The organism is Amycolatopsis sp. NPDC114505, from assembly GCF_055633615.1.
Genome location: NZ_JBVKDV010000003.1, coordinates 896873 through 911425 on the forward strand (window position 1 = coordinate 896873; position 14553 = coordinate 911425).

At 73.0% G+C, this 14553-nt stretch carries 18 protein-coding genes; 15 read left to right on the plus strand and 3 right to left on the minus strand.

Going from position 1 to position 14553, the window contains the following annotated elements; genetic code table 11:
* Positions 1-33 precede the first annotated feature (33 nt).
* From ACZ7OU_RS33420 to ACZ7OU_RS33435, 4 genes are all read left to right on the plus strand, one after another.
* Positions 34-1116 carry a sensor histidine kinase gene (locus ACZ7OU_RS33420; protein WP_470258277.1) on the plus strand — a complete coding sequence of 361 codons (1083 nt, stop codon included), beginning with the start codon at positions 34-36 and terminating at the stop codon, positions 1114-1116.
* Complete coding sequence (locus tag ACZ7OU_RS33425; protein ID WP_470244425.1) at positions 1113-1757, plus strand: response regulator; 645 nt, start codon at positions 1113-1115, stop codon at positions 1755-1757. The genes ACZ7OU_RS33420 and ACZ7OU_RS33425 overlap by 4 nt, the downstream gene beginning before the upstream one ends.
* 89 nt (positions 1758-1846) lie before the next feature.
* Positions 1847-2236, plus strand: a complete 390-nt coding sequence (locus ACZ7OU_RS33430; RefSeq protein ID WP_470258278.1) for a hypothetical protein — start codon at positions 1847-1849, stop codon at positions 2234-2236.
* 1 nt (position 2237) lies between these two features.
* On the plus strand, positions 2238-3530 hold the full coding sequence (locus ACZ7OU_RS33435; protein WP_470258279.1) for a DJ-1/PfpI family protein: 1293 nt from the start codon (positions 2238-2240) through the stop codon (positions 3528-3530).
* On the opposite strand, the gene ACZ7OU_RS33440 is transcribed toward ACZ7OU_RS33435, so the two are convergent.
* Positions 3505-3672: a hypothetical protein gene (locus ACZ7OU_RS33440; protein ID WP_470258280.1), complete on the minus strand. Its 168-nt coding sequence runs from the start codon at positions 3670-3672 to the stop codon at positions 3505-3507. The two genes, ACZ7OU_RS33435 and ACZ7OU_RS33440, sit on opposite strands and share 26 nt — an antisense overlap.
* 9 nt (positions 3673-3681) lie before the next feature.
* A complete protein-coding gene (locus ACZ7OU_RS33445) occupies positions 3682-3792 on the minus strand; it encodes a hypothetical protein (RefSeq protein ID WP_470258281.1) in 111 nt (36 codons plus the stop codon).
* Here ACZ7OU_RS33445 and ACZ7OU_RS33450 point away from each other — a divergent pair.
* The 3 genes from ACZ7OU_RS33450 to ACZ7OU_RS33460 all read left to right on the plus strand — a co-directional run bounded on the left by ACZ7OU_RS33450 (position 3745) and on the right by ACZ7OU_RS33460 (position 8587).
* A complete protein-coding gene (locus tag ACZ7OU_RS33450; RefSeq protein WP_470259049.1) occupies positions 3745-3990 on the plus strand; it encodes a hypothetical protein in 246 nt (81 codons plus the stop codon). The genes ACZ7OU_RS33445 and ACZ7OU_RS33450 overlap by 48 nt on opposite strands.
* Positions 3991-4071: 81 nt before the next feature.
* The gene (locus ACZ7OU_RS33455; protein WP_470258282.1) at positions 4072-7722 is read left to right on the plus strand and encodes a family 78 glycoside hydrolase catalytic domain; all 3651 of its coding nucleotides are present in this window, start codon (positions 4072-4074) and stop codon (positions 7720-7722) included.
* Positions 7723-7819: 97 nt separating this feature from the next.
* Complete coding sequence (locus ACZ7OU_RS33460) at positions 7820-8587, plus strand: maleylpyruvate isomerase family mycothiol-dependent enzyme (RefSeq protein ID WP_470258283.1); 768 nt, start codon at positions 7820-7822, stop codon at positions 8585-8587.
* Between the two features lie 7 nt (positions 8588-8594).
* Here ACZ7OU_RS33460 and ACZ7OU_RS33465 read toward each other — a convergent pair whose 3' ends face one another.
* Positions 8595-8939 carry a hypothetical protein gene (locus ACZ7OU_RS33465; protein WP_470258284.1) on the minus strand — a complete coding sequence of 115 codons (345 nt, stop codon included), beginning with the start codon at positions 8937-8939 and terminating at the stop codon, positions 8595-8597.
* Between the two features lie 182 nt (positions 8940-9121).
* On the opposite strand from ACZ7OU_RS33465, the gene ACZ7OU_RS33470 reads away from it, so the two are divergent.
* From ACZ7OU_RS33470 to ACZ7OU_RS33505, 8 genes are read left to right on the plus strand one after another with little or no spacing between them, the layout of a single operon-like run.
* Complete coding sequence (locus ACZ7OU_RS33470) at positions 9122-10381, plus strand: cation:proton antiporter domain-containing protein (protein WP_470244432.1); 1260 nt, start codon at positions 9122-9124, stop codon at positions 10379-10381.
* Between the two features lie 39 nt (positions 10382-10420).
* Positions 10421-10873: a Na+/H+ antiporter subunit E gene (locus tag ACZ7OU_RS33475; protein ID WP_470244433.1), complete on the plus strand. Its 453-nt coding sequence runs from the start codon at positions 10421-10423 to the stop codon at positions 10871-10873.
* On the plus strand, positions 10870-11124 hold the full coding sequence (locus ACZ7OU_RS33480) for a hypothetical protein (protein WP_470258285.1): 255 nt from the start codon (positions 10870-10872) through the stop codon (positions 11122-11124). The genes ACZ7OU_RS33475 and ACZ7OU_RS33480 overlap by 4 nt, the downstream gene beginning before the upstream one ends.
* Positions 11121-11420 carry a monovalent cation/H(+) antiporter subunit G gene (locus ACZ7OU_RS33485; protein ID WP_470258286.1) on the plus strand — a complete coding sequence of 100 codons (300 nt, stop codon included), beginning with the start codon at positions 11121-11123 and terminating at the stop codon, positions 11418-11420. Before ACZ7OU_RS33480 ends, ACZ7OU_RS33485 begins: the two co-directional genes overlap by 4 nt.
* Complete coding sequence (locus ACZ7OU_RS33490; protein ID WP_470258287.1) at positions 11417-11653, plus strand: Na(+)/H(+) antiporter subunit B; 237 nt, start codon at positions 11417-11419, stop codon at positions 11651-11653. Before ACZ7OU_RS33485 ends, ACZ7OU_RS33490 begins: the two co-directional genes overlap by 4 nt.
* Positions 11650-12384, plus strand: a complete 735-nt coding sequence (locus tag ACZ7OU_RS33495) for an MnhB domain-containing protein (RefSeq protein ID WP_470258288.1) — start codon at positions 11650-11652, stop codon at positions 12382-12384. The genes ACZ7OU_RS33490 and ACZ7OU_RS33495 overlap by 4 nt, the downstream gene beginning before the upstream one ends.
* Positions 12384-12728, plus strand: a complete 345-nt coding sequence (locus tag ACZ7OU_RS33500) for a sodium:proton antiporter (RefSeq protein WP_470259023.1) — start codon at positions 12384-12386, stop codon at positions 12726-12728. Before ACZ7OU_RS33495 ends, ACZ7OU_RS33500 begins: the two co-directional genes overlap by 1 nt.
* 4 nt (positions 12729-12732) lie before the next feature.
* Complete coding sequence (locus ACZ7OU_RS33505) at positions 12733-14523, plus strand: complex I subunit 5 family protein (protein ID WP_470258289.1); 1791 nt, start codon at positions 12733-12735, stop codon at positions 14521-14523.
* The last annotated feature ends 30 nt before the right edge of the window (positions 14524-14553 follow it).

Sequence of the window (14553 nt, forward strand, 5' to 3'; positions counted from 1 at the left end):
GACCGCGGGCGCCGGACGCCCCAGAGTGGCCGCATGAACCGGGCCCTCGGGGTGCTGACCTGCGGCGCCTTCCTCTCGATCGTGCTCGGGGTCCTCGGGTCCGGGGAGCCCGTGCTCGCGCTGGTTTTCGGCGCGGTCTTCACGGTGCTCGCGACAGCGGGCTTCGGCTGGGTGCGCACCCGCGAAGGCTGGACGTGGCCGGCCGCGTACGTCGGCGTCCAGCTGCCGCTGGCCTTCGTGACGTTCACGATCAGCGCCGGCGTCGGGGCGACGCTGTTCCTCGTCGTGCTGGTCAGCCAGTGCGTGCTGCTGCGCCTGCCGCTGCCGGTGGTCGCGCTCGTCATCGCCGTGGTGCCGCTCGTGCACCTCGGGATGTCGCTGGGCGCGGGCCTGCGGGAAGGCCTGGGGACGCTGGTCTCGGTGGTGTTCGCGGCCGTGATCACCGAGTTGCTGGTGCGCGAACAGCGGTCGCGCGGCGAACTCGCCGAAGCGCACGAGAAGCTGCGCGACTACGCCACCCAGGCCGAACGGCTGGCGACGGCGCAGGAGCGCAACCGCGTCGCGCGGGACATCCACGACGGGCTCGGGCACTCGCTCACCGTCGTGCAGATGCAGGTCAAGGCCGCGCGGGCGGTGCTGCCGACCGACCCGGGCAAGGCCGACGACGTCCTCGCGAAGGCCCAGGAGCAAGCCGAGAATGCGCTTTCCGAGGTGCGCCGCTCGGTGAAGGCGTTGCGCGAACCGCGGCCGACGCCGTTGCCGGACGCGTTGCGGGCGCTGGTCTCGGAAGCCGGTGTCCCGGCCGAACTGACGGTGTCCGGCGTCGAACGGCCATTGCCCGAGGAGCACCGCGAAGCGCTTTTCCGGACGGCGCAGGAAGGGCTGACGAACGTCCGCAAGCACGCGAACGCCGACCACGCCGACCTGGTCCTGGACTACGCGGACACCGCGGTCCGGGTGTCGGTCCGCGACGACGGCGCCGGCAGCGACGGCGGCGCGTCGACCGGCTTCGGGCTGCTGGGGCTGCGGGAACGGGCCGCGCAGCTGGGTGGCAAGCTCGACTTCACCTCGGCGCCGGGCGAGGGCAGCGCGCTGAGCATGGAGGTTCCGGGATGACACCGGTCCGCGTCCTGCTCGTCGACGACCAGGCGCTGTTCCGCGAAGCCCTCGCCACCCTGCTGGCGACGCACGACGGCATCGACGTCGCCGGCGAGGCGGGCAACGGCGAGGAGGCGCTGAGCCAGGCCGCCGCACTGGCGCCGGACGTCGTCCTGATGGACCTGCGCATGCCGGTCCTCGACGGCATCGCCGCGACCCGGCGGCTTCGGCGGGAACACCCGGAGGTCCGGATCATCGCGCTGACGACGTTCGACGACGACGAAGACGTCTTCGCCGCCCTGCGCGCGGGAGCGGTCGGGTACCTGCTCAAGGACGTGTCGTCGGCCCGGTTGATCGAGGCGGTGCTGGCGGCCGCGCGGGGCGAGTCGGTGCTGCAGCCGTCGGTGGCCGCGAAGGTCGTCGCGCGGTTCGCGGAGCTGCCCGAGCCGGCGCCCCAGCCGCTCGTGGCACCACTGTCCGAGCGGGAGCTCGACGTGCTGCGCCAGCTCGCGGACGGCCGCAGCAACCGCGAAATCGCCGCGAAGCTGTTCCTCGCCGAGGGCACGGTGAAGAACCACGTGACGAACGTGCTGGGGAAGCTCGGCGCCCGTGACCGCACCCAAGCCGCGCTGCGGGCCCGGGACCTCGGGCTGCTCTGAGCGGTCACATGACCCGGGTCATGACTTCCGGCACGTCCCCGCGCGGCCGGCACCCGGGATTCTCGTCCAGGAGAAACCTGGAGGGAACCATGACCACCACCGAAACCACCCGGACCACCCCCCGCAAGCTCGCCCGGTTCGCCGGGCACTACGCCGAGATGGTCGCCGCCATGATCATCGGCATGGTCGCGCTCCACCCGCTCTGGCCGGCGGCCTGGCTGGAACGCCCGGACGTCGACGCGCTCGTCATGGCCACGAACATGAGCGTCGCCATGACCGCGGCGATGCTGCTGCGCCGGCACTCGTGGCCGCGGATCGCCGAGATGGCCGCCGCGATGTACCTGCCGTTCGTCGTGCTGCTCGTCCCGTTCCGGCTCGATGCGATCAGTGGCGGCACCCTGATGGTCGCCGGGCACGTGATCATGTTCCCGCTGATGCTCGCCGCCATGGTGTGGCGCCGCGCCGAGTACTGGCACTGACGTGAAGACCGTCCTGAAGTGGTTCGCCTTGGTCGTCGCCGTGCTGGCCGTCCCGGGCATCGGCGCGGCGATCTCCGCGCTGTCGGCGTTCGACGCGCTTTACTCCCCCGGGCCGGACCGGCCACTGCCCGCCGCGACGGTGGCGGCGCACGATCCGGCCAAGCCCACCGCCGTGATCGTCGTCGGCGACCGCGGGGCCGTCGTCTCCGACACCCTCGCGCCGTACGAGATCCTCGCGGCAACGGGCCGGTTCAACGTCTACACCGTCGCGCCGAAACGGGAGCCGAAGCCGCTGAGCGGTGGCCTGGACCTCGTCCCCGACCTGAGCTTCGACGACCTCGCCGCCCGGCTCGGCCCGAAGGCGCCGGACCTCGTCGTCGTGCCCGCGCTCCCGGACGTCGGCGAGCCGAGCACCGAGCCGGTCAAGAACTGGCTGCGCGCCCAGGCCGCCCGCGGCGCGAAGCTGCTGAGCGTCTGCAACGGCGGTGGCGTGCTGGCCTCGACCGGGCTGCTCGACGGCCGCCCGGCCACCGCCCACTGGCTGAAGCTCGAGGCGTTCGCCGACGACTACCCGGCCGTGCACTGGGTGCGCGGGCAGCGGTTCGTCGACGACGGCGACGTCGTCACCACGGCCGGGATCCTGTCGGGCATCGACGGAACGCTGCACTGGGTGGAGCGGCTGGCCGGTCGCACGGTGGCGGCCGACGCCGCGAAGGCGGTCGGCTGGACGCGCTACGGCACCGCGGTCCCGGTGCACCCACCGGCGTCGATGCCGGACGCGGCCGCGATCGTCAACGCCGCCTTCCGCTGGAACCCGGACGAGATCGGCGTGCTGCTCGCGAACGGCGTCGGCGAGATCGAGCTCGCGTCGGTGTTCGACACCGAGGGCCAGTCACTGTCCTCGCGCACCCTCGCCGTGAGTGCCGACGGCGGCCCGATCCGGTCGCGGCACGGCCTGACGTTCCTGCCGCGGGCGGCCCTCGGCACCGCCGGCCTCGACCGGCTGATCGTGCCGGGTGCGACGCGCGGGGTCACCGGGGGCCCCGCACCCGAGTACGTCCACGACCGGCCCGGTTTCGCCTACAACACCGCGGTGAGCGCGCTTTCGCGCAGCACGGACGTCGCGACCGCGCGCTGGACCGCGAAGGTCCTGGAGCTGCCCGCCGATGGTGTCGGGTTCGAAGGCCGGGCCTGGCCGTGGCTGCCCACGGCGTTGCCGATCGCGTTGGTGCTGCTGGGCGTGGCGGTGGTGGTCGCTGTGCGCCGGATCAGGGCTGAGCGGCGACCCGGCTAACCTCGTCATATGCACCGGCGGCGTCCCCGGCGTGGGCGCCGCCGGTGTCGGCGAGTCCCTTCCGGACGATCCACGTGGCACCGCTCTTGTCCAAAATGGAGCCGACCGGCGAAATCACCTGCAGCGCGGTGGTCGCGCGCACGGAGATCTCCTAGCCGAAGTTCAGCCGGTGACGCCGGTCTCCGGGTCGGCCTGCACCCCATGGGTCCGCGCCGTGGCAAGGCTGGAACCAGCACTTGGTGCCGAAGTTGATCTCGTCCATATGGCCGTCGCCTATGTCGTGGCCACCGGCGCCGCCAAGGCAACGATGTCCGCCAGCACGCGCTGGATCTCCAGCGGTAGCGAACGATGTGAGCGTTACCAGCGCGCACTATCCAGCCGTAAAACGATTTATGAAACCCGCCGACTGTCGAAGCGATTCACCACCCATACGTCCCGGTGGAGTATTGCCAACGTGTGAGTTCGTGATTACAGTCACGTATCACGCTGTATTGAAACGTTTTAAATCCGGCCGCTCCATCCCCGCCGTAAGGGAGCCCGCATGCTGCCCTCGAAGCTCTGGCGCGCGACCACCACCACGCTCGCCGCGATCCTGGTCCTCTCCGCCGCGTCGGTTCCCCCGGCCGGCGCCGCTCCACCGGTCGAGCTGACCGGCGCCCACTGGATCTGGTACCCGGAAGGCGATGCCCGGGTGACCGCACCCGCCGCCACGCGCTACTTCCGCACGACCTTCACCGTCCCCGCCGCCGCGGTCAGCGATGCCCGGTTCGTCCTCACCGGCGATGACACCGCCGACGTCTGGCTCAACGGCAAGCCGCTCGCCTCGTCGGCCCGCATCGCGGACTCGTGGCGGTCCGCGCTGGCCGTAGACCTGCGGCCCGCGCTGACTCCCGGTGTCAACACGCTCGCCGTCGCCGTCCGGAACTCCGGTGGGGCGGCCGGACTGCTCGGCCGGGCGCGCGTCACGACCGCGTCGGGCACCACCGACCTCACCACCGGGGCCGGCTGGAAGAGCGCGACGACCGCGGCCGACGGCTGGGAGCAGCCCGGCTTCGCCGACGGGACCTGGGCCGCCGCCCAGGACCTCGGCACCTACGGCACCGGTCCGTGGGGCACGCGCGTCAGCACACCGAGCGCCTCCGCCAAGACTCCGCTCTCCGTCGCGAGTGCGACGGTCGGGCAGCGGGTGAACCCGCTCGGCGTCGACCCGGCCCAGGCCCGGTTCGGCTGGAAGCTGGCGGCATCGTCGGCGCAGCAACGGCAATCGGCCTACCAGCTCGTCGTCTCCGCCGGTGGGAAGGACGTCTGGGACAGCGGCCGCGTCACGTCCGCGCAGCAGGCCGACGTCGCCTACGGCGGACCGGCGCTCACCTCGCTGACCGCCTACACCTGGAAGGTCCGCGTCTGGGACGGCGAAGGCCGGATGAGCGGCTGGAGTGCGGTGCAGCGCTTCGAAACCGCGCTGCGCGACCCGGCGGCCGAATGGACCGGCGCCTTCCTCGGCCGCGCCGCCGCCGGCCCGGACCTCGCCGGCGCCAGCTGGGTCTGGTATCCCGAAGGGGACCCGATCGGCGGCGTACCCCCGGCCACCCGGTTCTTCCGGAAGACCTTCGACCTGGCGGCGCCGGCGAAGGCCACGCTCGTCGTGACCGGTGACGACACCGCGACCGTGTGGGTCAACGGGACCCAGGTCAGCGACTCCCCGCGCGTCACGGACTCGTGGAAGACCGCCGCCGTCGTCGACGTCGGCAGCCTGCTGACCGCCGGGTCGAACACGATCGCGATCAGCGCGGAGAACACCACGCAGAGCCCGGCCGGGATGATCGCGAAACTGACCGTCCAAGGTGGACCCACCGTCAGCACCGACGGCACGTGGAAGGCGAGCCAGACCGGCCCGGCCGGCTGGCAGCAGCGCGGGTTCGACGACAGCTCCTGGACCGCGGCGCGGGCACTGACCGCGTACGGCACCGGCCCGTGGGGCGCGAACGTCGCCGTCAGCGCCCCCGCTCCCCTGCTGCGCAGGAGCTTCACGGTCGCGAAGCCGGTCGCGAGCGCGCGGCTGCTCACCACCGCGCTCGGTCTGCAGGAGACCCACCTCAACGGCGCCAAGGTCGGCGGCGAGGTCCTCGCACCGGGCTGGACGGACTACACGAAACGCCTGCAGTACCGCGTCTCCGACGTCACCGGGCAGATCCGCCAGGGCGAGAACGTCGTCGGCGCGATGGTCGGCAACGGCTGGTACTCCGGGAGCATCGGCATCGCCGGCAGCCAGAAGTACGGCACCGAGCCGTGGTACTCGGCGCAGCTGAAGCTGACCTTCACCGACGGGACGTCCACCACGGTCGCGACCGACGGCAGCTGGAAGACCGGCGACGGCGCGATCCGCGCCGACGACCTCTACCAGGGCGAGACCTACGACGCCCGGCTCGCGACCGGCTGGGACCGGCCCGGGTTCGACGACCGCGCGTGGGCGGCACCCCGCGTCAAGACCGGCGCGAAGCCGAACCTGGTGTCCCAAGTGGACAACGGCGTCACGGTGCAGCAGGAGTTCAAGCCCGTCTCCTGGACGCAGCCGAAGCCGGGGGTCTGGGTGGCCGACCTCGGCCAGAACTTCAGCGGCTGGAACAGGCTGTCCGTGACCGGCCCGGCCGGCACCACGGTCACCATGCGGCACGCCGAGGTGCTCAACCCCGACGGCACGATCTACACGACGAACCTGCGCGCGGCGCAGGCGACCGACCGGTTCACCCTGGCGGGCACCGGGAGCGCGGAGACGTACGAGCCGCGCTTCACCGTGCACGGCTACCGGTACGTCGAGCTGACCGGCCTGCCCTCGGCCCCGACGGCCGCGACGCTGACCGGGCGGGCGATGTGGACGGCCGGCGCGCAGCCCGGCACGTTCACGACGTCGAACGCGCAGGTGAACCAGCTGCAGCACAACATCCTGTGGGGTGAACGCTCGAACATGCTGTCCGTGCCGAGCGACTGCCCGCAGCGCGACGAGCGGCTCGGCTGGACCGGCGACATCGGGATCTTCGCCGGCACCTCGACGTTCAACCTCGACGTCGCGAACTTCCTCGGCAAGTTCAGCGACGACCTGGTCGACGCCCAGCACGCCGACGGGTCGTTCACCGACGTCGCGCCGGGTGTGCTCGACGGCTCGGGCACGGCGGGCTGGGGCGACGCGGGCGTCATCGTGCCCTACACCCTGTGGCAGCGCTACGGCGACACCAGCGTCATCAACGAGCACTTCGCCGCGATGGTGAAGTGGGTCGAGTACCTGCGCTCGACCTCGGGTACCGACCTGATCCGCGACCACCAGACGTTCGGCGACTGGCTCAACGTCAACGACAACACCGCGCAGGACCTGATCTCGACGGCGTTCTTCGCGTGGTCGTCCCGGCTGGTGTCCCGGATGGCCGCGGCCACCGGGCACGCAGGCGAAGCGACGAAGTACGGGACGCTGGCCGACCAGATCGGCGCGGCGTTCACCAGCCGGTTCACGCAGGCGGACGGCACGGTGGGCGCCAACACGCAGACCGGGTACGTGCTCGCGCTGGCCTTCGGGCTGCTGCCCGCTTCCCGCGTCCAGCCGGCGGCGGACAAGCTGGCGGCTCGCGTCGCGGCCGCGAACGGGCACCTCAGCGTCGGGTTCCTCGGCGTCGAGAACCTGCTGCCGGTGCTGGCCGCGCACGGGCACGCCGACGTCGCGTACCAGGTGCTGCTGCAGCCGGACTTCCCCGGCTGGGGCTACATGATCGGCCACGGCGCGACGACGATCTGGGAGCGCTGGGACGGGATCAAGCCGGACGGTTCGTTCAACGACCCCGGGATGAACTCGTTCAACCACTACGGCCTCGGCTCGGTGGGCGACTTCCTGTACCGCTCGGTCGGCGGGCTGTCGCCGGCGTCCCCGGGCTACGCGTCCCTGCTGGTGGCGCCGCGGCCGGGTGGCGGGCTGACGTCGGCGAAGTCGGCGTACGAGACGCCGTACGGCGGCGCGGTCAGCGACTGGTCGGTCTCGGCCGGGAAGCTGACGCTGCGGGTGACCGTCCCGGTGGGTTCGTCGGCGACGGTGCAGGTGCCGACGTCGCAGCCGGGTTCGGTGGTCGCGCCGCCGGAAGCGGTGCCGTCGGCGGCGGGGTCGTACTTCGTGCCCGCCGGGTCGTACGTGTTCACCGCGACCGCGTGACCGGAGAGCCGGTACCGCCGCCGTCCCGCGGCGGTACCGGCTCGATCCGGCGGAAATCCGCTGGCCAGTCGCCGGAGCGCGGTGATAGACACCACCGGTGCACGACACCCTGGACTTCCCCGGCCTGCTGCGCCTGATCGACGAGCGCTCGGCGGCGTTCCGCGCCGCGGTCACCGCCGCACCCGGTCTCGACGTGCGGGTGCCGACCTGTCCCGAGTGGACACTGCTCGACCTGGTGCGCCACCTCGGCGACGGCCGCCGCGCCTGGGCGGCCACCATCGCCGCCGGGCCCGACGCCACCGGCAAATCCACCCCACCCGAAGACCCGGTTCCCCCTCGAGAACTCGAACCCCTGCTGGCGTGGTCGGCCGCGTCGACCCGGCAGCTCCTGGACGCCCTGCGGGAGGCCGGTCCGGATCGCCGTTGCTGGGCCTGGTGGGGCACTTCGCAGTCACCGCTGACCTGTGCCGCCGTCGCGCGGCGTCAGCTCGCCGAGATCGCCGTGCACACCTACGACGCCCAGGTCGCGGCCGGGACCCCGCGGCCGGTGCCGGCCGAGGTGGCGGTCGACGGCGTCGAGGAGTTCCTGACCACCATCTGCACGACGACGGTCGCCTGGCCGCACGAACCCGCCATCGCCGACTACTACGTCACCGAGGGCCGCTCGTGGCGCAACCGGCTCGGCGCCGACGGCGCGCGAACCGACCGCCTCGCCGCCGACGACGGCCGAGCCGACGCCTCCGCCCGCGGCACCGCGAACGACCTGCTCCTCGCCCTCTACGGCCGCGTTCCGCTGGACTCCCTCGCCCTCGACGGCGACCGGCAGCTGTTCGACAAGCTCGTGGAGTGGGACCCGGAACGCTGACCGGCGCTCAGTGACGCAGCGCGAGGTTCAGCACGTCGCCGGCGTGGTCCAGGCAGTCGACGCAGATCACCGCGTCCCGCTGGGCGCTCGTGACCCGCAGCAGCGGGCGCCGCAGGCCGAGGAACGTGCGGCGCTCGCGGCGGCCGCAGAACTCGCACACCGCGGCCAGCGGTGACGTCACCGCCGCCAGCACGTCGCCGCCCGGGGTCTCGCGGTCGGCGCCGTCGCGCACCACCCGCAGCCCGGCCCGGACGCAGTCGAGGCAGATCGGGCCGACCTTGCCCGGGACCCGCGGACCGCCCGTGCTGCCGCAGAACCGGCAGGGCCGCCCGGCCCCGTTCGCCGATGTCACGGCGCCTCCTCCCAGTTTCGCCGCGCGCACATCGGGAACCCGGGACGCGACGCCACCTCCCGGTCACGCTACCCGCATCCGCACCGGGCGGCGGTGTCGGCGGAACCCGGCTCTCGCTCGGCCGGGTCCCGCGCACGGACCTCCCGCCCGGGCGGCACGGCACGAGCGGGCAGGAGGACATTTTGTCGTCGTTGACGGTGCTGTTCGGCGTGGCCGGACTGCTCGCCCTGGCCGCGGCGATCGTGCCGAAACTCGTCGCGGACCGGCCGTTCTCGGTGCCGCTGGTGATGCTGATCGCCGGGATCGTCCTGGGTCTGCTGCCGCTGCCCGCGCCGTACGGCAACGGCTGGAGCGATCCCGCGGCCCACCTCCAGGGCGTGGAGTCGTTCACCCAGCTGGGCATCCTCGTCGCGCTCGCCGGGGCCGGGCTCTCCGTCGACCGCCCGTTCGGCCTGAAGCGCTGGGGCTCGACGTGGCGGCTGCTCGCGCTGACCATGCCGCTGTCCATCCTCGCGATCGCAGCGCTCGGGTACTGGTGGCTCGCGCTGGCGCCGGGGGTGGCGTTGCTGCTGGCCGCGGCGCTGGCGCCGACCGACCCCGTGCTGGCGGGCGACATCGGCGTGCCGCACCCCGACGTCGAGCCGGAACTGGCCAGGGACAACGAAATCCGCTTCACGCTGACCACCGAAGCGGGGCTCAACGACGGGCTGGCCATGCCGTTCGTCCTGCTCGGGCTGGCGATGGCGGGCAGCAGGCCGGACCTGGCCCCCTCCTGGGTGCTCGTCGACCTGCTGCTGCCGGTCGTGACCGGCGTGGTGGTCGGCTTGGTCGCCGGGCGCGGGCTCGGCTGGGCGATCTTCCGCACGTCGTCCGACCGGCTGCGCCTGGCCGAGTACGGCGACGGTCTCGTCCTGCTCGCCCTGGCCTTCCTGCCGTACGCGCTGGCGGAGTTCGCCCACGGCAACGGGTTCGTCGCGGTGTTCACCGCCGCCGTCTGCGTCCGCAAGCAGGAGCGGGAGCACGAGTACCACGGCGTCCTGCACGCCTTCGGCCACCAGCTGGAACGGCTCTTCGTGCCGCTGGCCCTGCTCGGGCTGGGCCTCGCCATCGGGGACGGGCTGCTGCTGGGCCTGCGCCCCCTGGAAGTCGTGATCGCCGTGGTCGCGGTGCTGGTGGTGCGGCCGGTGATCGGCTGGGTCTCGCTGCTCGGCTCCTCGGCCGGGCGCCCGGCGACGCTCGCGATCGCGTTCTTCGGCGTCCGCGGCATCGGCACGCTCTTCTACCTCGCCTACGCGATCGACCGGCTGCCGGTCGAGCACCAGGACGTGCTGTGGCGGGTCGGCGCGCTCGCCGTCGCCGTGTCCGTGCTGGTCCACGGCATCCTCGCGGAGCCGGCCATCAAGCGGATCGAGCGGATGGGCGGCCACCTGCCGGCCCACTGAGCCCGGTTGGCGAACGCGGCCGCGGGGTACCCGGCCGCCGTGGCTTCCGAGGTGCTGCCCTGGTGGCTCGGCCTGACCGGGCTGTGGGTGCTGACGCTGTCGACGCCGTCGCTGCCCGAGATCGTGGCCGCGGCCGTCGCGGCGGTGCCGTGCGCGTTCGCCGCCCGCGCCGCGCGCAAGGCCGTCGGCGGCGCGTGGCGGCCCCGGGCCCGCTGGTTCCGCTGGCTGCTCGCCGTGCCGGGCGCCGCGGTCCGTGAATCCGTCCAGGTGCTGGTCGAGGTCGTGCGGCACCCGCGTGCGGGCCGGTTCGACACGGTGGACCTCCCCCGCGAACCCGGCGCGGTCCACGACGCCCGGGTGGCCTGCGCGGCCCTCGTCGTCGGCAGCACGCCCGGCACGATGGTCGTCGCCACTCCCCCGGGTGAATCCCGGCTCGTCGTCCACCGGCTCCTCGACGGTGACTCGCGCGTGCTGGACGAGGTGCGCCGATGACCGGCTGGCTGATCGCCGCCGTGGCGCTCATGATCGGCGGCCTCGGCCCGGCACTGTGGCTCGCCGCCCGCGGTGACGCCGTCGGGCGCCTCGCCGGGCTGCAGCTCGCCGGGCCGGTCACCGTGCTCACGCTGCTCCTGCTCGTGCAGGCCTACGGTCCGTCGAGCGCGGTGATCCTGCCGCTGACGCTGACCGTGCTGGCCTTCGCCGGCACGCTGCTGTTCATCCGGTTGCTGGGGACGACGGAATGACGGTGGTCGCGCAGGTCCTCGTCTTCGCCGGTGTCGCCGTCGTCGTGGTCTCGGCGCTGGCGATGCTGCGGGCCCGGACGCTGCTCACCCGCCTGCACCTGCTCGCCCCGGTCACGACGCTGGGCGCGCCGCTCGTCGGGCTCGGGCTGGCCTTGGCCACTGGCTGGACGCTGGCGTCAGGTGCCATCCTGCTCACCGTCGTCCTGCTCGCGGTGACCGGCCCGGTGCTGCAGTCCGCCGCCGGGCGCGCCGAGGCTCAGCGGCAGGGCGCGATCGACGAGGACCTGCCGTCGTGACGACGGTCGTGCTGCTCGTCGCCCTCGCGTTCGTCGCCGTCGCGGGGTTCGCGGTGGTGGCCACGCCGGACCCGCGGCGCCAGGCGATCACGCTCTCGCTGTTCAGCCTGTGCCTGGCCCTGCTGTTCGTCGCGCTCCAGGCCCCGGACGTCGCGCTGTCCGAGCTGGCCATCGGGTCGGCCGTGGTGCCGCTGCTCGTGCTGCTCACCATCCGGAAGGTCGGCGGGCGATGACGCTGCGGGCGCGGACGTGGCTGTGCGCGGCCGGCGCGCTCGGCGTCGCCGTCCTGTTCGTGACGGCCTTCCTGCGGATGCCCGAGTTCGGCGGCACCCTGCACGTCTACCGCGACCTGGCCCTGCCCGCCGCGATCGCCCGCGCGACACCGAACCTCGTGTCGTCGGTCAACTTCGACCTGCGCGCGCTGGACACCCTGGGCGAGGAGACGATCGTCGCGGCGGCCGTCGTGGGCGCGCTCTCGCTGCTGCAACCGTCCAAAGAGGAACGACAGCGGATCGAGCCCCAACGCGGGTACGTCCTGCCGGTGGTCAAGCTGGCCGGCTACCTGATGCTGCCGGTGACCCTCCTGCTCGGCGTCGACGTCGTGGTGCACGGCCACCTCACCCCGGGCGGCGGTTTCCAGGGCGGGGTCGTGCTGGCCACGGGCTGGCACCTGCTCTACATCTCCGGCAGCTACCCGGCGCTCGCGCGGCTGCGCCCGATCGACTGGTGCGAGTACGCCGAAGCGGCGGCGACCGGCCTGTACGTCGTCGCCGGGCTGATCGGGCTCGCCGCCGGCGGCACGTTCCTGGCCAACGTCCTGCCGAAGGGCGAGTTCGGGTCGCTGCCGGCGGCCGGCACCGTGCCCGTGCTGAGCGTGCTGGTCGGGATCGAGGTCGCCGCCGGGCTCGTCGTGCTGCTGGCCCAGTTCCTCGGCCAGGGCCTGATCCGCGAGGAGGCCGCGTGATGGTGGGGATGGCCTGCTACGGCGTCGCCGCGTGGCTGCTGCTGATCGGCGCGATCGGCATCGTGCGCAGCCGGCACCTCGTCCACACCGTCGTCTCGCTCTCGGTGGCGCAGGCCGGGACGTACGTGCTGCTGCTCGGCATCGGCTACCAGAACCGGGCCGGCGCCCCGATCGTCGTCCAGGACCAGCGGCAGCCCGTGGTCGACCCGATGGTGCAGGCGATGACGCTGACCGACATCGTCGTGTCGGCGACGATCACCGCGCTGCTGCTCGGGCTGACCATCCAGATCTCGAAGCGCCACGGGACGGTCGATCCCGACGAGCTGCGCGCGCTGCGCGGCTGAGGCGATGAGCGCGCTCCCGGCCCTCGTCGTCGCCCTGCCGCTGCTGGCCGCGTGCGTACTGCTCGGCGTGGGCGCGAAGCTGCCGCGCGTGGTGACCGACGTCGTCGCGACCACCGCGGCGCTGAGCGTCACGGTGCTGACCGCGGTGCTGCTGGTGGCCGTCCAGCACGGCCGGGTGGTGAGCTGGCTCGGCGGTCACGAACCCGAAGGCACGCGGTCGCTCGGCATCGTCATGGCCGCCGACGGTCTCAACACGATGCTCGCCCTGCTGGCGTCGTTCCTGACGACGTGCGCGCTGGTCTACAGCTGGCGCTACTTCGAGGCGGTCGAAGCCCGCTACCACGCGATGATGCTGCTGTTCCTCACCGGCATGCTGGGCTTCCTGCTCACCGGCGACCTGTTCACCCTGTTCGTCTTCTTCGAGCTGATGAGCGGCGTCGCCTACGCGCTCACCGGGTACCGCGTCGAGGAGGCCGACTCCGTCCAGGGCGCGCTCAACTTCGGCGTCGTGAACTCCCTGGGCGCGTACTTCACGCTGATGGGCATCGGCCTGCTCTACGCGCGCGGCGGCCAGCTCGGGCTGGCCCAGCTCGGCGTCGCCCTCGACGGGAAGCCGGCGGACGCGCTGGTGCTCGCCGCGTTCGTGCTCGTCTGCACCGGCCTGCTGGTCAAGGCGGCCGCGGTGCCGTTCCACTTCTGGCTCGCCGACGCGCACGCGGTCGCGCCGACGCCGGTGTGCGTGCTCTTCTCCGGCGTCATGGTCGAGCTGGGCGTCTACGGCGTGCTGCGGGTCCGGCGCACGGTGTTCGGCGGCGTGCTCGACGACGGCGCGTTCGCCCGGGTGCTGCTGGTGCTCGGGATCGGCAGCGCGGTGCTCGGCGCCGTTCTGTGCTTCACCCAGCGCCACCTGAAACGGCTGCTGGCCTACTCGACCATCGCGCACACCGGGTTGTTCCTCTGTGGACTGGCCGCCGCCGACGGCCAGGCGAGCACGGGGTTCCTGCTGGTGGTCGCCGGGCACGCCGGGGCCAAGGCGGCGCTGTTCCTGCTCGTCGGGGTCCTCAAGGACCGCTACGGCAGCGTCGACGAGGACGAGCTGTTCGGCAAGTGCGGGCATTCGCGGCTGGAAGGCGGGCTGTTCGTGCTGGCGGCGCTGGTGCTGGCCGGGCTGCCGCCGTTCGGCGTCGCGTTCGGCAAGGACGTCGCGGAACACGCGCTCGAGCACGCCGGGTACGGCTGGCTGGTGGCGGTGTTCGTGGTCGTCACCGCCGTGACGGCGGCCGCGGTGCTGCGCGCCGGTCTGGGTGTCTACTTCGGACTCGGCCGGCCGCCGCGCCGGGACGACGGCGACCGGACGCCCGGGACGGACGAGGAACCCGAGACGGGCGGACGCATCGCGCGCACCCCGGCGACGATGACCGGCGCGATCGTCGCGGTGCTGGCCGCCGCGCTCGCGGTCCCCTGGCTGAAGGACGTCGCGGTCACGGCCGGGCGGCAGGAGGCGGACCGCGCCGGGTACCTGCACGACGTCCTGCCCGCCTCCGGAGCCGTCGCGCACCTGCCGCCGGTGACGGCCGGGTGGACGACGGCCGGGGTGCTGTTCGGCGGCCTCACGGTGCTGCTGGCGCTCGGCATCGCCGCGGCGGCCCTCTGGCCCCACCGCCTCCCGTCGTGGCCCCGGCCCGTCCGAGCGGCCCTCGAAGTGCTGCACCGGGGCCATTCGGGCCACGTCGGGGACTACGTCGCGTGGCTCCTCGTGGGGGTGACGGTCCTCACGGCGCTCGTCTGGCTCTGATGTGTAGGCGCCTCGCGAGTGGGTAATCGA